24 protein-coding genes are annotated in these 20,309 nt (G+C 43.9%); 12 read left to right on the forward strand and 12 right to left on the reverse strand.

Annotated features, from left to right (window positions below):
• Positions 1-473 precede the first annotated feature (473 nt).
• The gene (icd, locus tag ACJHWK_RS09710) at positions 474-1,724 is read left to right on the forward strand and encodes an NADP-dependent isocitrate dehydrogenase (RefSeq protein WP_001522898.1); all 1,251 of its coding nucleotides are present in this window, start codon (positions 474-476) and stop codon (positions 1,722-1,724) included.
• Positions 1,725-1,826: 102 nt separating this feature from the next.
• Here icd and ACJHWK_RS09715 read toward each other — a convergent pair whose 3' ends face one another.
• The 6 genes from ACJHWK_RS09715 to bluF form a co-directional block, all read right to left on the reverse strand.
• Complete coding sequence (locus tag ACJHWK_RS09715; protein ID WP_020232865.1) at positions 1,827-2,150, reverse strand: anti-adapter protein IraM; 324 nt, start codon at positions 2,148-2,150, stop codon at positions 1,827-1,829.
• Between the two features lie 260 nt (positions 2,151-2,410).
• Positions 2,411-2,455 carry a protein YmgK gene (locus tag ACJHWK_RS09720; protein WP_120795380.1) on the reverse strand — a complete coding sequence of 15 codons (45 nt, stop codon included), beginning with the start codon at positions 2,453-2,455 and terminating at the stop codon, positions 2,411-2,413.
• Positions 2,456-2,692: 237 nt separating this feature from the next.
• Positions 2,693-2,803: a hypothetical protein gene (locus tag ACJHWK_RS09725; protein WP_019842521.1), complete on the reverse strand. Its 111-nt coding sequence runs from the start codon at positions 2,801-2,803 to the stop codon at positions 2,693-2,695.
• A gap of 52 nt (positions 2,804-2,855) precedes the next feature.
• Positions 2,856-3,260 carry a DUF1398 domain-containing protein gene (locus ACJHWK_RS09730; protein WP_001522899.1) on the reverse strand — a complete coding sequence of 135 codons (405 nt, stop codon included), beginning with the start codon at positions 3,258-3,260 and terminating at the stop codon, positions 2,856-2,858.
• A gap of 220 nt (positions 3,261-3,480) precedes the next feature.
• Complete coding sequence (gene bluR, locus ACJHWK_RS09735; protein WP_000332298.1) at positions 3,481-4,212, reverse strand: DNA-binding transcriptional repressor BluR; 732 nt, start codon at positions 4,210-4,212, stop codon at positions 3,481-3,483.
• A 204-nt stretch (positions 4,213-4,416) separates the two neighbouring features.
• The gene (gene bluF / locus ACJHWK_RS09740) at positions 4,417-5,628 is read right to left on the reverse strand and encodes a blue light-responsive regulator BluF (protein ID WP_001522901.1); all 1,212 of its coding nucleotides are present in this window, start codon (positions 5,626-5,628) and stop codon (positions 4,417-4,419) included.
• Positions 5,629-5,942: 314 nt separating this feature from the next.
• Between bluF and ycgZ the strand changes: the two genes are divergently transcribed.
• From ycgZ to ycgH, 7 genes are all read left to right on the forward strand, one after another.
• Positions 5,943-6,179: a regulatory protein YcgZ gene (gene ycgZ, locus ACJHWK_RS09745; protein ID WP_000554146.1), complete on the forward strand. Its 237-nt coding sequence runs from the start codon at positions 5,943-5,945 to the stop codon at positions 6,177-6,179.
• A gap of 42 nt (positions 6,180-6,221) precedes the next feature.
• Positions 6,222-6,494 carry a hypothetical protein gene (locus ACJHWK_RS09750; RefSeq protein WP_000858019.1) on the forward strand — a complete coding sequence of 91 codons (273 nt, stop codon included), beginning with the start codon at positions 6,222-6,224 and terminating at the stop codon, positions 6,492-6,494.
• A gap of 28 nt (positions 6,495-6,522) precedes the next feature.
• Complete coding sequence (gene ariR / locus ACJHWK_RS09755; RefSeq protein WP_000888778.1) at positions 6,523-6,789, forward strand: biofilm/acid-resistance regulator AriR; 267 nt, start codon at positions 6,523-6,525, stop codon at positions 6,787-6,789.
• 112 nt (positions 6,790-6,901) lie between these two features.
• Positions 6,902-7,150 carry a protein YmgC gene (gene ymgC, locus ACJHWK_RS09760; RefSeq protein WP_001065756.1) on the forward strand — a complete coding sequence of 83 codons (249 nt, stop codon included), beginning with the start codon at positions 6,902-6,904 and terminating at the stop codon, positions 7,148-7,150.
• Positions 7,151-7,485: 335 nt separating this feature from the next.
• A complete protein-coding gene (locus ACJHWK_RS09765) occupies positions 7,486-9,009 on the forward strand; it encodes a cyclic diguanylate phosphodiesterase (RefSeq protein ID WP_001590058.1) in 1,524 nt (507 codons plus the stop codon).
• Between the two features lie 131 nt (positions 9,010-9,140).
• Complete coding sequence (gene ymgF / locus ACJHWK_RS09770) at positions 9,141-9,359, forward strand: cell division-associated protein YmgF (protein WP_001299921.1); 219 nt, start codon at positions 9,141-9,143, stop codon at positions 9,357-9,359.
• A gap of 399 nt (positions 9,360-9,758) precedes the next feature.
• Complete coding sequence (gene ycgH / locus ACJHWK_RS09775; protein ID WP_001522908.1) at positions 9,759-12,422, forward strand: autotransporter YcgH; 2,664 nt, start codon at positions 9,759-9,761, stop codon at positions 12,420-12,422.
• A 55-nt stretch (positions 12,423-12,477) separates the two neighbouring features.
• Here ycgH and ACJHWK_RS09780 read toward each other — a convergent pair whose 3' ends face one another.
• Genes ACJHWK_RS09780 through ymgI form a run of 3 tightly spaced genes read right to left on the reverse strand, consistent with a single transcriptional unit; the run spans position 12,478 to position 13,336 of the window.
• On the reverse strand, positions 12,478-12,813 hold the full coding sequence (locus ACJHWK_RS09780) for a YmgD family protein (RefSeq protein ID WP_000979977.1): 336 nt from the start codon (positions 12,811-12,813) through the stop codon (positions 12,478-12,480).
• A gap of 3 nt (positions 12,814-12,816) precedes the next feature.
• Positions 12,817-13,161 carry a YMGG-like glycine zipper-containing protein gene (locus ACJHWK_RS09785; RefSeq protein ID WP_000726974.1) on the reverse strand — a complete coding sequence of 115 codons (345 nt, stop codon included), beginning with the start codon at positions 13,159-13,161 and terminating at the stop codon, positions 12,817-12,819.
• Between the two features lies 1 nt (position 13,162).
• Positions 13,163-13,336 carry a protein YmgI gene (ymgI, locus tag ACJHWK_RS09790; protein ID WP_000122462.1) on the reverse strand — a complete coding sequence of 58 codons (174 nt, stop codon included), beginning with the start codon at positions 13,334-13,336 and terminating at the stop codon, positions 13,163-13,165.
• 100 nt (positions 13,337-13,436) lie between these two features.
• Between ymgI and ymgJ the strand changes: the two genes are divergently transcribed.
• The 3 genes from ymgJ to ypjA all read left to right on the forward strand — a co-directional run bounded on the left by ymgJ (position 13,437) and on the right by ypjA (position 17,177).
• Positions 13,437-13,622, forward strand: a complete 186-nt coding sequence (gene ymgJ / locus ACJHWK_RS09795; protein ID WP_001328621.1) for a protein YmgJ — start codon at positions 13,437-13,439, stop codon at positions 13,620-13,622.
• Positions 13,583-13,702, forward strand: coding sequence for a hypothetical protein (locus ACJHWK_RS09800; protein ID WP_001131446.1), 120 nt, complete (start codon positions 13,583-13,585; stop codon positions 13,700-13,702). Before ymgJ ends, ACJHWK_RS09800 begins: the two co-directional genes overlap by 40 nt.
• Before the next feature lie 64 nt (positions 13,703-13,766).
• Positions 13,767-17,177, forward strand: a complete 3,411-nt coding sequence (ypjA, locus tag ACJHWK_RS09805; protein WP_410234828.1) for an adhesin-like autotransporter YpjA/EhaD — start codon at positions 13,767-13,769, stop codon at positions 17,175-17,177.
• A gap of 364 nt (positions 17,178-17,541) precedes the next feature.
• Here the strand turns inward: ypjA and minE are convergent, their stop codons facing one another.
• Genes minE through minC form a run of 3 tightly spaced genes read right to left on the reverse strand, consistent with a single transcriptional unit; the run spans position 17,542 to position 19,343 of the window.
• Positions 17,542-17,808 carry a cell division topological specificity factor MinE gene (gene minE / locus ACJHWK_RS09810; protein ID WP_001185665.1) on the reverse strand — a complete coding sequence of 89 codons (267 nt, stop codon included), beginning with the start codon at positions 17,806-17,808 and terminating at the stop codon, positions 17,542-17,544.
• 3 nt (positions 17,809-17,811) lie between these two features.
• Positions 17,812-18,624, reverse strand: coding sequence for a septum site-determining protein MinD (gene minD, locus ACJHWK_RS09815; RefSeq protein ID WP_000101055.1), 813 nt, complete (start codon positions 18,622-18,624; stop codon positions 17,812-17,814).
• Positions 18,625-18,647: 23 nt separating this feature from the next.
• Entirely contained in the window at positions 18,648-19,343 is a 696-nt protein-coding gene (minC, locus tag ACJHWK_RS09820; protein ID WP_000072536.1) for a septum site-determining protein MinC, read from the reverse strand.
• A 519-nt stretch (positions 19,344-19,862) separates the two neighbouring features.
• On the opposite strand from minC, the gene ACJHWK_RS09825 reads away from it, so the two are divergent.
• Positions 19,863-20,231, forward strand: a complete 369-nt coding sequence (locus tag ACJHWK_RS09825) for a YcgJ family protein (protein WP_001056840.1) — start codon at positions 19,863-19,865, stop codon at positions 20,229-20,231.
• Positions 20,232-20,309 lie beyond the last annotated feature (78 nt).

The following is a 20,309-nucleotide window of genomic DNA, read 5'->3' on the forward strand; positions in this document are numbered from 1 at the left end:
AAAGCGTTTCATGTGAACCTCAAAAAGGGGGGATGCCATAATTTACTCGTTGCTTGTCGCTTCAACCATGACTTTTGATAATTTTCCCAATAGTGCTCAAAGTGAGATAGTCGCTGAGTCGAGTAATGTCAAATTTTGACCAAATAGCATCCTGTTAGTTATCTCTGGTGGTTTTTTTTATTGCTTAAAAACTGGTGTAACTTATTGATATTTAATGACTTATTTGAAGGTCTGAAAAATACTGTCTTTGGTCTAAAAGAAGTTTTTTGCATGGTATTTTCAGAGATTATGAATTGCCGCATTATAGCCTAATAACGCGCATCTTTCATGACGGCAAACAATAGGGTAGTATTGACAAGCCAATTACAAATCATTAACAAAAAATTGCTCTAATGCATCCGTATCGCAGGACGCAAACGCATATGCAACGTGGTGGCAGACGAGCAAACCAGTAGCGCTCGAAGGAGAGGTGAATGGAAAGTAAAGTAGTTGTTCCGGCACAAGGCAAGAAGATCACCCTGCAAAACGGCAAACTCAACGTTCCTGAAAATCCGATTATCCCTTACATTGAAGGTGATGGAATCGGTGTAGATGTAACCCCAGCCATGCTGAAAGTGGTCGACGCTGCAGTCGAGAAAGCCTATAAAGGCGAGCGTAAAATCTCCTGGATGGAAATTTACACCGGTGAAAAATCCACACAGGTTTATGGTCAGGATGTCTGGCTGCCTGCTGAAACCCTTGATCTGATTCGTGAATATCGCGTTGCCATTAAAGGCCCTCTGACCACTCCGGTTGGTGGCGGTATTCGTTCTCTGAACGTTGCCCTGCGCCAGGAACTGGATCTCTACATCTGCCTGCGTCCGGTACGTTACTATCAGGGCACCCCAAGCCCGGTTAAACATCCTGAACTGACCGATATGGTTATCTTCCGTGAAAACTCGGAAGACATTTATGCGGGTATCGAATGGAAAGCTGACTCTGCCGACGCCGAGAAAGTGATTAAATTCCTGCGTGAAGAGATGGGCGTGAAGAAAATTCGCTTCCCGGAACATTGCGGTATCGGTATTAAGCCGTGTTCGGAAGAAGGCACCAAACGTCTGGTTCGTGCAGCGATCGAATACGCAATTGCTAACGATCGTGACTCTGTGACCCTGGTGCACAAAGGCAACATCATGAAGTTCACCGAAGGCGCGTTTAAAGACTGGGGCTACCAGCTGGCGCGTGAAGAGTTTGGCGGTGAACTGATCGACGGCGGCCCGTGGATGAAAGTTAAAAACCCGAATACCGGCAAAGAGATCGTCATTAAAGACGTGATTGCTGACGCATTCCTGCAACAGATCCTGCTGCGTCCGGCTGAATATGATGTTATCGCCTGTATGAACCTGAACGGTGACTACATTTCTGACGCTCTGGCTGCACAGGTCGGCGGTATCGGTATCGCCCCAGGCGCAAACATCGGTGACGAATGCGCCCTGTTTGAAGCCACCCACGGTACTGCGCCGAAATATGCCGGTCAGGACAAAGTAAACCCAGGCTCTATTATTCTCTCCGCTGAGATGATGCTGCGCCATATGGGCTGGACTGAAGCCGCAGACCTGATTGTTAAAGGTATGGAAGGCGCAATCAACGCCAAGACTGTAACCTATGACTTCGAGCGTCTGATGGATGGCGCTAAACTGCTGAAATGTTCAGAGTTTGGTGATGCGATCATCAAGAACATGTAATCTCTACATGTGTTAAATATTGAAACGGGCGTGTTATACGCCCGTTGTTTTATTTATGTGGATATTATTAATAGCATGTCGAGAATATTTATATGAAGACCATTACTTGAGTCCATATGGGCATGTTTTTATAATACAACTATTATGTAAACATTTATTTGTTATTTCGCTTTCTCCTGGAGGACACTCTTGACTGCTTTTGAGTAAACTCCATAAATCCTTGTTGAATGGTGTGATGTTATAAATAGTAATAGGGTATTCTTTATCCTTAAAGATAATACCAGACTTAACCGGTGTAAATATACTTCCAGGAGTGAGAAATATAGTAGGTTGATACCAGATGATCATTTTCATATCACCCCATATGGCTGAAAAAGATATACCGCATGTAGGTTGAATTACCGTGTCAATTACTATCCACTTCATTTGTTATGTCTTATCCCACGGTATTTAATATGGTTCATTAGGATGTTTATTTCTTGATTTTGCATATGAGTATATTACCCCCTCAAAAAAACAAATTAATTAAAAATTAAAACCATTGTTTATATAAAACAAAATTTAAAGCAAGAAATCTCAATAGATATTAAACAAAATGAGATTTAGTGAAAACATTAAATTATTCACTTCGTTTTAGATTTGTTTAGCTAAAATGTTATACATTCAAATGACTGAACATCCTGTAATTAAAACATAGCCTTTATACTACTTTGTGCCAATTTGCTAAACATTATGGTTGGCCTTTTTATATAACGATAATGACGAATATAAGCATGACATGAGAATAAGGTTTCAATTTTTTAGTTATATAGGAATGGTTTAACCCATTCCTGGCTAAAATACATATAACCGGATGATGACTAAACCAAAACACATGTGCGTTAAGTATTGAAACGGGCGTATGGCACGCCCGTTGTTTTTTATAAATATGTTAACCGCTATAAAATAACGTATCAAAAGTCAAGTGATCACATTTCAAATATCAAGTTGATAGTATTGATCTGGTGATTATTTATGGGTGGCAATAAAAAGATAGTATTACTCATCCATATGAATAGTCTCTGCACTTTTATTTCCATTATGCTAATGCCTTACTGAATTATGAAGCATTTTTTAAACATCCAACTTTAGCTAGATTAATGGTTTATTATTTTCTACATCTTCAATATATAAAAGCGTATTATCAATGGCGTAGTAACTGCGTTTGTTATGATTAACATCAGTAACCCACCGGAAAACGCCCGCGTCTGCCAGTGTTGAACAGTATTCCCGAAATGTTGATTTTCCGCAAATATGAAGCAATGCGGCCTCTTTTATTTTAGCAGGGTTCTTGGTCGTACTAACTTTTAACAGGTTCCTGGTTCCTCTTAATAACAAAACCGTGTCATCGTGAGTAATAATTCTGATGTTATCCGTAGCCAGATAATAAATGTAATGTGCAATACGGTAATGTTTTAATTCTGAATAAAACCAGGAGAAGTTTTGCTCTTTTCTCACTTGCTCAAACATCTTTTGAAAAACAACAACCTGATCCATCAGGATAATAACCTCTTGTTAGTTGTGAGACTGCGTAGTGTGCACGATCGGTTTTACCACTTCAATCTGGTCTGTCCTTTGGCTGTGATATGTACAAAGTGTGAAAGGGGGATTACCTGAATTCTCCCGGTGAGCATTTTGCAACGGACCAGCTCCGGTACAAACGCTGTTGTGGGTTCAGATTATAAGATTCTGTCTAAGGGGCGGGATAAAGGTGAAATTAGGGGGCATGAAAGATGACTTTATAACCTTGCTCACCCCAGTGTTGTAAAAGTTCGTTTTGCCTTCTCGTTGGTGCCATGCCTGTCCAGACAATCAATGTTTGCGTTGGGAACAGTTCCGGGCGCGGCGCTTCAATGGGATCAGCAAGAACAGAAATGTGCCATCCTGACAATGATAAACGCCATGCTTCCAGCCACAATCGTGCTCTCTCTTCAACATTCCACGCCATCAGAATGGCTTCTTTACCGGGCTTACGGCGCATTTCGAAAAGCGAGGCTGCTGCGTATTCAATTAATGCGCCGTCAAACATACTGCTCATAATGCGGGAGGTGTTGTGATCAAGCACGAGACGCTGGCGAACAGGAAGGTAAACATGATTAATCAATTGATCTACTGGGTACTCTCGACCCAGTGAAATAATTCTCGCGCGTAGTTTGGCAGGATTAGCCATACGAAGAATTGACATCATCTCTTCTTGCAGGCGGCTCCAGTCATCTTCCGTATCCTGGCTGGTGGTTTCCAGTAATGCTTTAACTTTGCCTACAGGGACGCCATTACTTATCCAACGCTTGATCTCTTCGATGCGTTGTATGTCTTCTTCATCAAAGAGTCGGTGTCCGCCTTCACTGCGCTGTGGTTTTAACAAACCGTAGCGGCGTTGCCAGGCCCGGAGAGTGACAGGATTAATCCCGCAACGTTCAGCAACATCACCAATGCTGTAATAAGCCACAATTCCTCCTTGCGGTCACAAATCTCCGTCGCCTGTACACGACCCAATAATACTTTGTACAATATACGCTAAAATTGTACAAAGTATAAATAAGATTTCAGCTAAATTGAATGAAACATTATTTTTAATGTGGATTAAATTTAAACATAACGTATTCATTTTCACGATGATTTACTGAAATCATGTGAAATAATATGCTGAAAATTATTTTTTCTCTGGCCACGCAACTGAAGGGATACCATTCAATTTAGCTTTCGCAAACAGATCTCCCTGAAACATCTCAATTCCTGCGGATTCAAGCCACATCCACTCTTCTGGTGTTGCCACGCCCATAGCACTGACTTGAATTTCAAGTGATGTACAGCATTTTATGATCGCTTGAATAATTGCCTGCCGTGGCCCGCTTTTATGAACATTGGTAATCAATTCCTGACTGATTTTAATTCTGTCAGGCTGGAAGCGTGACAGGAGTAACAAACCGGCAAAACCTGCGCCAAAATGATCAATTGCTACACTGATACCGGCAGCCTTAAGCGATTTAATCGCTTCTGCAAACTCATCAAACCGAGATATGACTTCACTTTCAGTAAATTCAACGATGATTTGTTCAGGCACCAGAGCATTGGCCTTTATTTCATCAAGTAAAAAAGAGACTGCGTCAGGTTCGTTAACCAGGGTCATAGGTAATAGATTGATTGAAATCATTTTATCACCGAGGTCAAGTGCGTGTGCCATCGCGAATGCAAGCGCCTTACTTTTGAGATCCGCTGTATAGATTTCCCCTTCTTTACGCTGCCCAACCGCTATAGCTGACGGGCTGTCTTCATTTTTTTGCACAATGGCTTCAAAAGCGATTATCCGCCGCGATAAGGGATCGACAATAGGATGAAAGGCAAAGTGGTCGTTTATAGTTGGTGAAAGGGTACAGGAATCAAGTTCTTTATCAGATCCGTCAGCGATAAAAAGCCAGGAGTCTTCGGCAGGGATCTCGAAATAGGCTGCTTGTTCGGTTGCAAGGACAAAAGTACGAAAAAATTGTAGCGCTCTGTCATCATAAGTTAGCTGAAATTTTGATGTGCCTTTGTCGAATACGGCCTGTAAAACGTCATCTCGCTCGTGCAGGCGCAAATCAAATAATTCCATTCCCGCTTTGCCAAAACGGCGAGCAGGCGCGTAATCGCACAGCAGCTCAACAATATTATAGTGCCGTGGATCCTGGCATATAGCCCGATATATCATTTTAACCTGTTCTTCCGGACCTTCCAGAAGCTGGAAAAAATGAGATCCATTAAACAGTAAGATCCCTGTTACGTCAGACTGCATGTTCCTGCGATTTGCTATCGAAACCATTTCTTCGATTTTTTTGACAGGTTCGTCGTCACGTATATGGCTACGATAAATAAGGGTGGTAAGCATTAACTGTCCAGGGTAATGGGAGAGGCGAGAGTAAGACGGTAACAGACATATCTTCCGGTGTCTTTCTTTTAATACCAAAACATAACTGTTTCTTTACATTGATAAAAAATGGAAAAAGTTGAAGATGAGTTGGCGAAAATTCTTGTATAGGTTGTCATTTAAATGATGCAATATTTTTTATCATAACCTGTTGTTTTATATGTATTAGCACTAAATGCAAAAAAAATAATTTATCATTCTGTACACATATTTCGTACAAGTTTGCTATTGTTACCTCACTTAACATTGATTAACATTTTTAACAGAGGCGTAGCATGCATCAAAATTCAGTGACTTTAGATTCTGCGGGAGCAATCACTCGTTACTTTGCAAAAGCTAACTTGCCTACTCAGCAGGAAACTCTCGGGGAAATTGTGACTGAGATTTTGAAAGATGGACGTAATCTGAGTCGAAAGTCGCTTTGTGCCAAACTTCTATGCCGACTGGAACAAGCGACAGGGGAAGAGGAACAGAAACATTATAATGCACTAATTGGGTTGCTTTTTGAATAATGCAACAGCCTGATTATTTAACAGGTTAGCTATGAAGTCGTTATGAAGACATCTGATAATGAAAGTACAAAATATGAAATTACTGGCCAGGCGGTGCTCCATATACTGCGCATGAAGATAAATTTTTCGTTACAGACTCTTATTAAGCAATTACTCGTAATGAAATCGGTTGAGGAAAATGCTTTCCGACGAGATTTAATTGACAGCATAATTCGTGATTTTAGCAACAGTGATACAGGAGAGCCAAACAGAAGAACAGCGATAGCTGACAATAAAAGTATGTTCAATGGTAAGAAAATAAACAGAATACATTAAAATTTCATAAGTAAGATGAGAGGTTACCATGCTTGAAGATACTACAATTCATAATGCAATAACTGATAAAGCGTTATCAAGCTACTTTCGTAGTTCAGGTAATTTGTTAGAAGAAGAGTCAGCTGTGTTAGGGCAGGCTGTGACCAATTTAATGCTTTCAGGCGATAATGTTAATAATAAAAATATTATCTTAAGTCTGATACACTCTCTGGAAACAACAAGTGATATTCTCAAAGCTGATGTGATTAGAAAAACACTGGAAATCGTGTTGCGATACACAGCTGATGATATGTAACTTTTAATTATTAAGTATAAGTTTATAGAAAACTCAGTCATCTTATTTTTGTCTGTCGCTTTAGACTATACACAGCATAATTTTATTGGGTCAATATTCCTACGAGGCTGACATGAATAATTCAATCCCCGAGAGATTTATTTTTCAATGTGCTTTGTTTAAAAATCTCGAGAGGGAGGTGCTCATGACGCACGGGTATGTTGATAGTCATATTATTGATAAGGCTTTACGCTTGCGTTTAAAAGATGAAACTAGTGTGATTCTTTCTGATCTCTATCTGCAAATCTTGCAGTACATTGAAATGCATAAGACTACACTAACGGATATCATTATTAATGACAGGGAATCAGTGCTCTCTTAGAACTTGAGTAAGGTTATAGAATAAACATCAGCTGTATCATCATGCTGGTGCAAAGTGAGCATTTCAGGCGTTATGCTTTCTTAATATATCCGCAATATCAGGGGGCAAACAGGAATGGAGAGCGCTCGTTTTCCATTCTTGACGCCTGATATCCCACCTAATTTGTTTAATTCTGACTACATTGTGCTCAATAATTAATAGGTTAGATGAAGATGGAGAAAATTTTATCTTCAGCGTGGATATTTCTTATGCTCTCTACCATGCTCTCTGTAGATGCCAGTGCGAGCGAATGAATGGCATTTTCATGTATTAAACCCTTTGGCCGGGACAAGCAAATGCGCAATACACTCATACCCATCTTCATTGCGATATGCTTGTTTATAACCGGTGTCACTATTTTGAACATCCAGCTCTGGTATTCCGCAAAAGCAGAGTACCTGGCGGGAGCAAGATATGCCGCCAACAATATCAATCATATACTTGAAGAAGCGTCACAGGCGACTCAAACGGCGGTTAACATTGCCGGGAAGGAATGCGACCTCGAGGAGCAATATCAGCTTGGCACTGAAGCAGCTCTGAAACCTCACCTGCGCACAATCATCATTCTCAAACAGGGAACGGTCTGGTGTACATCCTTACCGGGGAATCGGGTCCTACTGTCTCGTATTCCTGTTTTCCCGGACAGTAATTTACTGCTGGCTCCGGCAATCGACACCGTTAATAGATTACCTATCCTGCTCTATCAGAGCCAATTTGCAGATACGCGCATTTTGGTTACGATAAGTGATCAGCATATTCGCGGGGCGCTTAATGTACCCTTGAAAGGGGTAAGGTATGTATTACGCGTGGCAGATGACATTATTGGACCTACGGGTGATGTGATGACGCTTAATGGACACTATCCCTATACCGAGAAGGTTCACTCCACAAAATATCATTTCACTATTATCTTTAACCCGCCGCCACTCTTTAGCTTCTACAGACTTATCGATAAAGGCTTTGGGATTTTGATATTTATTCTGTTAATCGCCTGCGCCGCTGCCTTCCTGCTTGATAGGTATTTCAATAAAAGCGCAACGCCTGAAGAGATCCTGCGACGGGCTATAAATAATGGGGAGATCGTCCCATTTTACCAACCTGTGGTAAATGGTCGGGAAGGGACATTGCGGGGAGTTGAGGTGTTAGCCCGCTGGAAACAACCTCACGGTGGATATATATCACCCGCGGCATTTATTCCACTTGCTGAAAAATCCAGATTAATCGTTCCGCTTACGCGAAGCCTGATGAATCAGGTTGCCAGACAGATGAACGCTATCGCGAGTAAACTGCCGGAAGGTTTTCATATTGGGATTAATTTTAGCGCCTCGCATATTATTTCGCCGACATTTGTCGACGAGTGCTTAAATTACCGTGACAGTTTTACCCGTCGCGATTTAAACCTCGTTCTGGAAGTTACCGAGCGTGAGCCATTAAATGTTGATGAAAGTCTGGTTCAGCGGTTGAACATTCTGCATGAAAATGGTTTTGTCATTGCGCTGGATGATTTCGGTACTGGCTACTCAGGGCTTTCTTATCTGCATGACCTGCATATTGATTATATCAAAATTGATCACAGTTTCGTTGGCCGCGTAAACGCAGACCCAGAATCAACTCGGATTCTGGATTGTGTATTGGATCTGGCGCGTAAACTTTCGATCAGTATCGTCGCTGAAGGTGTCGAAACGAAAGAACAACTTGACTATCTGAATCAAAATAATATCACATTTCAGCAGGGTTATTATTTCTATAAACCGGTAACATACATCGACCTGGTCAAAATTATCCTTTCTAAACCGAAGGTGAAGGTTGTGGTTGAGTGAAAATCGATCAGTAAGGCCATGGTGCGGTGTAATTATAGACAGCTAATTAGCTCGTTGCCTCTTGTTACTATTGTTCATTATTTTGTTTGCTATAATTGTTTGAAAGTTTTGACAGGATTGCCATTAGTAGCATGAACAATAGTAATAATCTGGATTATTTCACTCTCTATATCATCTTTTCCATTGCATTTATGCTGATCACTCTCCTGGTCATCCTTATTGCAAAACCCAGTACCGGGCTGGGAGAAGTGCTTGTGACGATAAATTTGCTTAATGCCCTTGTTTGGCTGGCGATCAATCTGGTTAATCGATTAAGGGAAAGACTCGTCAGCCACAGGGATCAGCAATAATCTTTCAGTTTCTCACTGTCAGTATGCGGCTGAATGGGGTGCTGACAGTGAACGCCTGGATCATTGAAGGAAAGGAATTATTGCGCAAATAGTTGTCAACCCTGGTGTTATCACAGTTGGTTTTATATATCATCGAAATAATTTCTATGGCAACTATTAATAATTTTGATGTCGAAGAGTTATTTGTTAAACAAAATCGTCACCCCAAAGTGATCAATGTCATGAAAATAAGGTGAAAAATGATAATGCCGCCTTATTTATCATTTATATATTGTCGCTGTTTATCTATTTAAATTTTTTGTGCTTTTGTTTTTGTCTTTACCCTCCGTTTTGGTAATCTGAACTCATAGGTTATTTGACCAGGAATGTTTGTTAATCCAATGAATGGATGGTTAATCTATGAAACTGAAAAAACTCCCCGGGTTTAGTTTAGGACTTATTGCTTTGGCGGTGGGTAATGCATATGCAACACAATTGTTGGATGATTATAGTATACTTTCCTATATAACTGATGAAGAATCGCCGATTGAAATCAAAGATAATAATTCGATAAGTAATGGAGAGTATCTAACCACTAAAGACGAAAGCCATGCTGTGAAAGTGGATGACGGTGTAACTGGATATATAAATAATGCCAGTGTGATGACTAGTGGTGATGGATCTTATGGTATTTCTGTTGATAGTCATAACAAAGTATTATATATAAGCGATAGCGATATTAAGACCTCTGGAAGCGTATCTGACAAAGGAAATAACCAAGATGTTAATGGAGGGATAACAGCCAGCGCAGTAGTCAGTGAATTTGGTGGCACCATCGTTATGAATGGTGATAATTCAGTCGAGACGAGGGGGGCATATTCAGCGGGACTTTTAAGTCAGGTTAATGATTCTGGGATTGTGGAAAATAACACCCGTCTTGAAACCACAGATAAAACGAACATTGTTACCTATGGGGAAAATGCAGTAGGTGTTCTTGCATGTTCAAGTCCTGGAGAGTCTCGAACATGTGTCGATGCTGTAGATGATGAAGTTAGTGATTCTAACAGTTACGAAGTTATTAGCCGTGCTGATTTAAAAATGAATGGTGGTTCCATAACAACTAATGGCACTAATAGCTATGGTGCTTATGCTAATGGGGAAAAAGCATATATTAATTTAGATTATGTGGCACTTGAAACCGGGGAGCATGGAAGTTATGCAGTTGCTATTCGACAAGGTAACATTGATATAAAAAATAGTTCTATTACAACAAAAGGCACTAAAGCCCCCATTGCAAAAATATACAATGGTGGAGAGTTATTTTTTTCCAATGTCACCGCGGTATCAGAACAAGATAAAGGAATATCAATTGATGCATCAAATATCGATTCTCAAGCCAAAATAGCACTATCAAGTGTCGAACTTTCAAGTGCTTTGGATAGTATTGATGTTAACAAAACTACAACGGATGTAAGCATCCTTAATCGAAGTATTATCACGCCTGGTAATAATATTCTGGTTAATAATACTGGAGGTGGCTTAAACATAATTTCGTCCGACTCTACTCTAAATGGAGCGACTAAACTCGTTAGCGGCACAACTACACTGAAGCTTTCAGAAAACACAATCTGGAATATGAAAGATGACTCCGTTGTTACCCATCTGACTAATTCAGACAGTATTATCAATCTTTCGTATGATGATGGTCAAACATTTACCCAGGGAAAAACGTTAACCGTAAAAGGTAATTATGTCGGTAATAATGGTCAGCTTAATATCCGCACCGTATTAGGTGATGATAAATCGGCTACTGACAGACTTATTGTTGAGGGTAATACTTCGGGTTCAACTACCGTCTATGTGAAAAATGCTGGAGGAAGCGGCGCGGCCACGCTAAATGGGATCGAACTCATAACTGTGAATGGCGATGAATCTCCAGCAGATGCCTTCAGACAAGGTGATGCAAGGATTGCAGCTGGAGCTTTCGAATATCAACTAAAACAACAAGGCAAAAACTGGTATTTGACAAGTTATCAGTCAGTGAATGAGGAGGATAACAGCTCAGAGGGAAATTCAGAATCAACAGAAACGCCTACCCCCGTTCTGCGCCCCGAAGCTGGAAGTTACGTCGCCAACCTGGCAGCCGCTAACACTCTTTTTGTTATGCGTCTGAACGATCGTGCAGGTGAAACGCGCTACATCGATCCTGTAACTGAACAGGAGCGTTCAAGCCGACTTTGGCTACGTCAAATTGGCGGGCATAATGCCTGGCGTGACAGCAACGGACAGTTGAGAACGACCTCGCATCGCTACGTCTCGCAGTTAGGGGCGGATCTGTTAACCGGTGGTTTTACCGACAGTGACAGTTGGCGTTTGGGAGTGATGGCTGGTTATGCCCGCGACTACAACTCAACTCATTCCAGCGTGTCGGATTATCGTTCGAAAGGGAGTGTCAGAGGCTATAGCGCAGGGCTGTATGCCACCTGGTTTGCCGATGACATCAGTAAAAAAGGCGCATACATTGACGCCTGGGCGCAATATAGCTGGTTTAAAAACTCGGTAAAAGGAGATGAATTAGCCTATGAATCCTATAGCGCGAAAGGTGCAACCGTCTCGCTGGAAGCGGGTTACGGTTTTGCCCTGAATAAATCCTTTGGTCTGGAAGCGGCGAAATATACGTGGATCTTCCAGCCACAGGCACAGGCTATCTGGATGGGCGTCGATCATAATGCGCACACGGAAGCCAATGGCTCACGTATTGAGAATGACGCAAATAACAACATCCAGACCCGACTTGGTTTCCGCTCCTTTATTCGTACTCAGGAGAAAAACAGCGGTCCGCACGGTGACGACTTTGAACCTTTTGTTGAAATGAACTGGATCCATAACAGTAAAGATTTTGCTGTCTCAATGAACGGTGTGAAAGTCGAACAAGACGGGGCGCGTAATCTGGGGGAAATTAAACTTGGCGTAAATGGCAATCTGAATCCGGCGGCCAGCGTCTGGGGTAATGTGGGCGTGCAGCTGGGTGATAATGGCTACAATGACACCGCAGTGATGGTGGGCCTGAAATATAAGTTCTGATCCCCGTTAGCTAAAATACCGCGTCGAATTCATCGACGCGGTAACATATTAAATATTATTTTTTGCCGATAGCACGCATGGTGTCATCAATTGCCGTGATCAACAGCATTTGCGGGTCTTTAGCGCAAACCTGATTCAGTTTTTCTACCACTTTGGCGCTCAGTTCCGGAGATTGCTCAATTTTTAAATCACGGCTGGCAACGCTGGCATTACCCATTACCGCAACAATTTCTGCAACCTGGGCGCTGTCAGTTTTTGCCATTTCGTTGGCTTCTGCGCAAGTAATATAGGTTTCTGACGGCAAACCGTTTTTAATATTGTAGTCCTGCGCCCAGGTCATTGGTGCGAAAACAAACAGACCTGCCAGTAAAGCAAATTTTTTCATCATCATTCCTTATTTCATTTTACCCAGAATTGCACCACCCGTACCGCCAATCACGGCACCTTTAATCGCCCCTTCGAGGCCATTGCCGGTCAGAACGCCAGTGACAGCACCAACGGCGGCACCCACTTTTGCACCTTTACGCGCATTTTTACCGTCGCGGCCTTTTTCTGTTACTGCACCAACACCAGCGCCAACAGCTGCACCTTTCAGTACGCCATTAACACCATTGCCAGTAAGTAAACCAACGCCTGCGCCTAGCAATGCACCTTTCGTGGTGCGGTTCATATCCGCCATCGCTGGCGTGGAGCAGAACAATGCTGAGATAAGCCCGAAGGCAAGTATTTTTTTCTTCAACTTAGATGTCCGGTATTAAGTAAGTTGCACACACAATAATTTCGTCTTCAATTAAGATCTGCTTAACTAAAGAACGCTCGCTATTATTCAGATAATTCAAAATGAGCGTGGCTGTGATGATAGGAATTATGTTTTTTACGTGAATGAGAATAATCTTAAATGAGGAATAACTCATTGATTGACAATATTTTTATTCAAGAAGTGTCATTGACTGTTAACGCAATGTTGTAAAGGTAAGATAATCTGATTTATCAATATTATTGTGTGATTTTTATGTGAGCAGAAGATATTCATCAGCAACGATTACATTAGTCATTTTATTTTGCCGACGGCCTCATTGTCGAAAGATAAGCGTACGACAGTATTATCTGAAAAGAGTGATTTTTTATCCAACTACACTTCAGCGCACTGCGTTTAAAAAATGCCTCTTTCTTATGCGGGATATCATCATTTCATCATGATGTCTTTGGTGAGCGGTGAACACAATACACCTGCGCTGTCTCTTCAGGATGAATCCCCTGGTCTGGTGCCTGCGGGCTGATGTTGCAGCCGAGCTTAGGTTACTTAGACGCTACTCAGTATTCATTTTTCAGAGGATGAAATTTATGAACAGAATCAGTCGCTATTATTTTCACCGCTCAGTACTTTCCTTATTGATAGCTGCCATGATATATGCCCCGCCTGGGATGACGGCCTTCACTTCTAATGTTATTGGCGTTGTAAATGATGAGACTGTAGACGGCAGCCAAAGAGTAGATGAACGAGGTACAACAAATAATGCTCATATCATCAATCACGGCAATCAGGAGGTATATGGCGGGATTTCTAATGGAAGTGTTATTGATACTGGTGGACATCAAGAGGTATCTGGTCATGGCTCTTATCAGGGGCAGGCTAATAATACAGTCATTAACGGTGGCAGCCAGACAATTAGTGAGGGAGGAATTTCTACAGGGACGATAATTAACGATAAAGGAACAATGTCAGTTTTAACGAATGCTAAAGCTGATGCGACCCGAATAGATAACGGCGGGGCCATGGATGTTGCCGGGAACGCGACTAATACCATAATTAATGGCGGTACACAGAATATTTATAATCATGGTATTGCTACGGGAACCAATATCAACAGTGGCACGCAAAATATCAAGAGCGGCGGGAAAGCTGACACAACAAATATCTCTTCCGGGAGCAAGCAGGTTGTTGAGAAAGGAGGTACGGCAACTGGCAGCAATATTCGCGCCGGAGGCACGCTGATTGTCGATACCGGCGGTATCGCACATGGGGTTTACCTGGACACGGGGAGCGCTTTAGTTGCCAATACGGGCGCGGGGACTGATATTGATGGATACCAGAGGTCATCTCACTTCACTATTACCGGAGGCAGGGCTGAGCATGTTGTGCTGGAAAATACCGGCCAACTGACGGTCGTAGCTCAAACCTCGGCGGTAGATACCATCGTTGATGCTGGCGGTAAGCTGATTGTCCACGAGGAGGCCGTAGCATATACCACCAGACTTAACAATGGCGGCATACTCGATGTGCGGGAGAAAGGCAGCGCAACGGGGATACAGCAGAGTAGTCAGGGCGCGTTGGTTGCAACCACCAGGGCGACGCGGGTCACAGGGACACGCGCTGATGGCGTCGCGTTCAGCATCGAGCAGGGTGCGGCGAACAATATCCTGCTGACAAATGGCGGCGTGTTAACCGTGGAGTCAGACACCACTTCCGCCAAAACACAGGTTAATGCGGGCGGTCGGGAGATCGTCAAAACAAAAGCCACTGCGACAGGCACGACGCTCACTGGCGGTGAACAAATCATCGAGGGTGTGGCAAATGAGACAACAATTAACGACGGCGGAATACAAACAGTTTCAGCTAACGGAGAGGCAATAAAAACAACGATCAATGAAGGCGGAACGCTGACAGTCAACGATAATGGCAAAGCGACAGATATCGTCCAGAACAGCGGTGCCGCTCTCCAGACGAGCACGGCTAACGGTATTGAAATCAGCGGTACGCACCAGTACGGCACCTTTTCCATTGCCAGCAATTTAGCGACCAATATGTTGCTGGAAAATGGCGGTAATTTATTGGTATTAGCAGGTACCGAAGCCCGTGACTCCACGGTTGACAAGGGTGGTGCAATGCAAAACCTGGGTCAGGACTCCGCCACAAAGGTTAACTCTGGTGGGCAATATACCCTTGGGCGGTCAAAAGATGAGTTTCAGGCTCTGGCCCGGGCAGAAGATCTCCAGGTTGCTGGCGGGACAGCAATCGTCTACGCAGGTACGCTGGCGGATGCATCGGTCAGTGGCGCGACAGGAAGCCTGTCGTTAATGACGCCACGGGATAATGTTACGCCAGTTAAACTCGAAGGGGCGATCCGGATTACCGATAGCGCGACATTCACTATCGGCAATGGCGTTGATACGACGCTTGCCGACCTGACGGCTGCCAGCCGGGGCAGTGTCTGGCTTAACAGCAATAATTCCTGTGCAGGCACCAGCAACTGCGAATATAGAGTAAACAGTTTGCTACTCAACGACGGTGATGTTTATTTATCAGCGCCTGCCACAACTAACGGTATCTACAATACGCTGACCACCAGTGAACTTTCCGGCAGCGGTAATTTCTACCTGCATACCAACATTGCAGGCTCCCGGGGCGATCAACTGGTCGTCAACAACAATGCCACTGGTAATTTTAAAATCTTTGTTCAGGATACCGGCATCAGCCCTCAGTCTGACGATGCGATGACGCTGGTGAAAACAGGGGGAGGGGATGCGTCGTTTACGCTGGGCAATACCGGCGGTTTCGTTGATCTTGGGACCTATGAGTATGTCCTGAAAAGCGACGGCAACAGCAACTGGAACCTGACTAATGATGTCAACCCAAATCCGAACCCAAACCCAAATCCAAACCCAAACCCAAATCCGAATCCAAATCCAAACCCGAACCCGAACCCGAACCCGAACCCGAACCCGAACCCAAACCCGAACCCAAATCCAAATCCAAATCCAAATCCAAATCCAAATCCAAATCCAAATCCAAATCCAGACCCGACTCCCGATCCAACGCCGACACCCGTTCCGGAGAAACGCATCACGCCTTCTACGGCAGCTGTACTCAATATGGCAGCAACATTACCGTTGGTATTTGATGCTGAGCTAAACAGTATTCGCGAGCGGTTGAACATAATGAAAGCGAGTCCACACAACAATAATGTCTGGGGGGCGACGTATAACACCCGTAATAATGTCACCACCGATGCGGGGGCCGGGTTTGAGCAGACGCTGATTGGAATGACAGTGGGGATCGACAGCCGTAATGATATTCCAGAAGGAATTGCCACGCTGGGCGCTTTTATGGGTTATTCCCATTCACATATCGGTTTTGATCGCGGAGGTCATGGCAGTGTGGGCAGTTATTCTCTGGGCGGCTATGCCAGCTGGGAACATGAAAGTGGTTTCTATCTGGACGGTATCGTGAAGCTGAACCGCTTTGAAAGTAACGTAGCCGGTAAAATGAGCAGCGGTGGAGCCGCCAACGGCAGTTATCATAGCAACGGGCTGGGGGGGCACATTGAAACCGGGATGCGATTTACCGATGGTAACTGGAACCTGACGCCGTATGCATCGTTAACGGGGTTCACCGCTGATAACCCCGAATATCATTTATCCAATGGCATGGAATCGAAATCAGTCGATACCCGCAGTATATATCGTGAACTGGGCGCAACGCTGAGTTACAACATGCGTCTGGGGAACGGCATGGAAGTTGAGCCGTGGCTGAAGGCGGCTGTGCGCAAAGAATTTGTCGATGATAACCGGGTGAAAGTGAATAATGACGGTAATTTTGTCAATGATTTGTCGGGCAGACGTGGAATATATCAGGCAGGTATTAAAGCCTCATTCAGCAGTTCGTTAAGCGGGCATCTCGGGGTGGGGTATAGCCATGGTGCCGGTGTGGAATCCCCGTGGAACGCGGTGGCTGGTGCGAACTGGTCGTTCTGACCATCAACGATTAAACTGCGCTTCGGCGCAGTTTTCGTTTACAGGGTGTTAAAAGGAAAAATTCTGCGGCAAAAAAAGCCCGCCAGTTACGGCGGGAAACCTCATCCTATGGGAGAACAATGAATAATGAAATTGCGGGGTTATCATCACCCAGTATACCCATACTAACAATAAGGTTATTTACTCAGCCAGGTATAAACAATTTGATCTGTGTGGGGGGAACGGCATTAAGGTGTAAAGGGGGGAAGCAATGAGTAGCATCAGCAAGAATACTCGCCGCTCTTATCAAACGTGGATGAGGGGGATGAAAAACGCAAGGCAGAGATGACTCTGCCTTGAAGAGAAATGCGCTTTTACAGCGGGCCTATTTCAGCTCTTCTGCTTCCGGCAAGGTCACGTTCAGCTCAAGAATAGAAATATCGCCATCTTTTTGCTCAAGCTGTACGGTTACCATCTCAGGATCAATTTGTACGTATTTACAAATGACCTCAAGAATATCTTTACGCAACTGCGGCAGATAATGCGGTTCTGCATCGCTGCGACGGCGTTCAGCAACAATAATCTGCAGCCGTTCTTTTGCAATGTTGGCCGTGTTTTTCTTCCGCGAGAGAAAGAAATCGAGTAATGCCATAACTTATCCTCCGAACAAGCGTTTGAGGAAGCCTTTCTTCTCTTCTTCAATGAAGCGGAAAGGACGTTCTTCTCCCAACAGACGTTCTACGGTATCTGCGTAGGCTTTACCCGCATCGGCGTTAATGTCGAGAATGACCGGTTCACCCTGGTTAGAGGCGCGCAATACTGATTGATCCTCAGGGATCACACCGACGAGTTTGATGCGCAGGATCTCCAGCACATCTTCCATGCTCAGCATGTCACCTCTGCTTACGCGGCCTGGGTTATAGCGCGTTAACAGCAGGTGCTCTTTAATAGGCTCTTCGCCATTTTCTGCGCGGCGTGATTTCGACGCCAGAATGCCTAAAATACGGTCAGAGTCGCGTACTGAGGAGACTTCCGGGTTGGTGGTAATAATGGCTTCGTCTGCAAAATAGAGTGCCATTAGCGCACCGGTCTCAATCCCTGCCGGGGAGTCGCAAACAATAAATTCAAAGTCCATCGCTTTCAGATCATCAAGAACTTTGGCGACCCCTTCACGGGTGAGGGCATCTTTATCGCGAGTTTGCGATGCCGGAAGAATATAGAGATTTTCAGTACGCTTATCTTTAATTAACGCCTGATTTAGCGTTGCATCGCCCTGAATGACGTTGACGAAATCGTAAACGACCCGACGTTCACAACCCATAATCAGGTCGAGATTACGCAGGCCGATATCAAAATCTATCACGACAGTTTTCTTTCCCTTCTGGGCCAAACCAGTGGCGATGGCCGCGCTGGAGGTTGTCTTACCAACACCCCCTTTGCCCGAAGTAACAACAATAATGCGTGCCATAGAAATTCCTTGTTAAAAAGGGATCAATTTAACGGTTGAACGGTCAAAGCGTTTTCGACTAACTGCAGTCGCGCCGCTTTGCCATAAAATTCTGCTGGGATTTGATCACTCAGCCAGTATTCACCTGCGATGGACACCAGTTCCGCCATCAGGTTCGTACAAAATATTTGCGTTTCCCGGTCACCACTTGCCCCTGCCAGCGCACGACCGCGCATCATGCCATAGACATGAATGTTACCATCGGCAATCAATTCGGCCCCAGCGCTAACGTGGCTTGTAACAATCAGATCACATTGTGGAGCATAAATACGCTGACCGGAACGCACCGGGGTATCTATTAAACGCGTTTTTGTGACCGGCGTTGTATTTTGCGCTGGAGCCTGCGGTGCGGGAGCTGGACGCGGCGCTTTTTCCTTTCCTTCCGTCAGGATAGGCAGCCCCATTTTTTCAATTTCGGCTTTAAGTTGCGCATCTTTGCAGCCACTTACGCCAATAACCCGCAAACCGGTTGCCGAAACCGCCTTATGCATCGCTGACCAGTTTACCGGGTCTTCCAGTGCACTGACGTTGAGTACAACGGGGGCATGTTTTAAAAATGCGGGGGCCTGAGCGATTTTGTCTTCCAGCGCCTGATGGATAACCTTAGGTTCTGCCTCATGCAGATGAACCACAGATAAAGTGAAGCTACTGCCTTTAAGCTCGATTGGCGTGTTTGACATCCTGGCCTTACTCAATTAGCTATTAATCATCGCCAGCGCGCGATGATGTTCCGAAGACTATAAGGCATGTTATAGTCTGGATTATATTGAGGCAAGTCACCCTCCCATTTATTCAGAGTAAAAGTCTATTCTGTGATAAATGGCGCTGATTCATAGCTTAAAAAATACCCTTGTCAATCAACCCATTGCCGTCGCACTTTTGATTGTTCTTATTTACGCTTCCTTTTTCCGCACCCTAATCGTGACAGCATCTTCAGGCCTGTTTAAATATCCAGTATTGAGGCAAGTGTATTTTTTCACCACGCCAGGCTTTCTTAACTTTCCATTTTTTGCGGCATCATTAAAGAACAGATACCCGTTATCTTAATATCCGCCACAGAATTGCTCTATCATAGAAACCGCAGAAGACGTCTGATACTTCTGTCAGGTCATCGTAACTCGTCCAGGTCAGCGGTTTTGATTACGGATTGATGATGAAATGAGCATAAGTGTTGTACGGTTGGATTATCAGGATGTGCTATGAATATGATGCGTATTTTTTATATCGGATTGTCAGGTGTGGGGATGATGTTCTCATCAATGGCGTCTGGAAATGACGCTGGCGGACTTCAATCTCCGGCGTGCGGCGTTGTTTGCGACCCGTATATTTGTGTTAACTCAGATGGCATTTCCCCAGAGTTAACAAGGAAATATCTCGGCGAAAAAGCCGCTGAAAACTTACAATCATTACAAGGCTACGATCCCAGCGAATTTACATTCGCTAACGGTGTATTTTGCGATGTTAAAGAAAAATTATGTCGTGATGATCGTTATTTTGGTGTGGATGGTAAGCGGAGTGGAAAAATCAATCAAACCACCACAAAGATGTTATTTATGTGTCGTGAGTGATGCCTTGTTTACATTATGTTCTATTCGGCATTGTCTGCTATTCGTCATTAATCTCTTGAGCGACAGAGAGGAGTGGGG

It is taken from the genome of Escherichia sp. WS547 (assembly GCF_046486065.1).
GTDB classification, from domain to species: Bacteria; Pseudomonadota; Gammaproteobacteria; order Enterobacterales; family Enterobacteriaceae; genus Escherichia; species Escherichia coli.

Bases quoted from the DNA above. Each gene is read 5' to 3' on its own strand.
- ACJHWK_RS09730 (WP_001522899.1), bottom strand. From the start codon at position 3,260: ATGGATCAGGTTGTTGTTTTTCAAAAGATGTTTGAGCAAGTGAGAAAA.
- ymgC (WP_001065756.1), top strand. From the start codon at position 6,902: ATGAATAATTCAATCCCCGAGAGATTTATTTTTCAATGTGCTTTGTTT.
- ycgZ (WP_000554146.1), top strand. From the start codon at position 5,943: ATGCATCAAAATTCAGTGACTTTAGATTCTGCGGGAGCAATCACTCGT.
- icd (WP_001522898.1), top strand. From the start codon at position 474: ATGGAAAGTAAAGTAGTTGTTCCGGCACAAGGCAAGAAGATCACCCTG.
- ACJHWK_RS09725 (WP_019842521.1), bottom strand. From the start codon at position 2,803: ATGGAAATAAAAGTGCAGAGACTATTCATATGGATGAGTAATACTATC.
- ACJHWK_RS09765 (WP_001590058.1), top strand. From the start codon at position 7,486: ATGCGCAATACACTCATACCCATCTTCATTGCGATATGCTTGTTTATA.
- ymgF (WP_001299921.1), top strand. From the start codon at position 9,141: ATGAACAATAGTAATAATCTGGATTATTTCACTCTCTATATCATCTTT.
- ACJHWK_RS09750 (WP_000858019.1), top strand. From the start codon at position 6,222: ATGAAGACATCTGATAATGAAAGTACAAAATATGAAATTACTGGCCAG.
- ycgH (WP_001522908.1), top strand. From the start codon at position 9,759: ATGAAACTGAAAAAACTCCCCGGGTTTAGTTTAGGACTTATTGCTTTG.
- bluF (WP_001522901.1), bottom strand. From the start codon at position 5,628: ATGCTTACCACCCTTATTTATCGTAGCCATATACGTGACGACGAACCT.
- ACJHWK_RS09800 (WP_001131446.1), top strand. From the start codon at position 13,583: ATGCCTCTTTCTTATGCGGGATATCATCATTTCATCATGATGTCTTTG.
- ymgI (WP_000122462.1), bottom strand. From the start codon at position 13,336: ATGAGTTATTCCTCATTTAAGATTATTCTCATTCACGTAAAAAACATA.
- ypjA (WP_410234828.1), top strand. From the start codon at position 13,767: ATGAACAGAATCAGTCGCTATTATTTTCACCGCTCAGTACTTTCCTTA.
- minE (WP_001185665.1), bottom strand. From the start codon at position 17,808: ATGGCATTACTCGATTTCTTTCTCTCGCGGAAGAAAAACACGGCCAAC.
- ACJHWK_RS09780 (WP_000979977.1), bottom strand. From the start codon at position 12,813: ATGATGATGAAAAAATTTGCTTTACTGGCAGGTCTGTTTGTTTTCGCA.
- ariR (WP_000888778.1), top strand. From the start codon at position 6,523: ATGCTTGAAGATACTACAATTCATAATGCAATAACTGATAAAGCGTTA.
- ACJHWK_RS09715 (WP_020232865.1), bottom strand. From the start codon at position 2,150: ATGAAGTGGATAGTAATTGACACGGTAATTCAACCTACATGCGGTATA.
- ACJHWK_RS09825 (WP_001056840.1), top strand. From the start codon at position 19,863: ATGAATATGATGCGTATTTTTTATATCGGATTGTCAGGTGTGGGGATG.
- minC (WP_000072536.1), bottom strand. From the start codon at position 19,343: ATGTCAAACACGCCAATCGAGCTTAAAGGCAGTAGCTTCACTTTATCT.
- minD (WP_000101055.1), bottom strand. From the start codon at position 18,624: ATGGCACGCATTATTGTTGTTACTTCGGGCAAAGGGGGTGTTGGTAAG.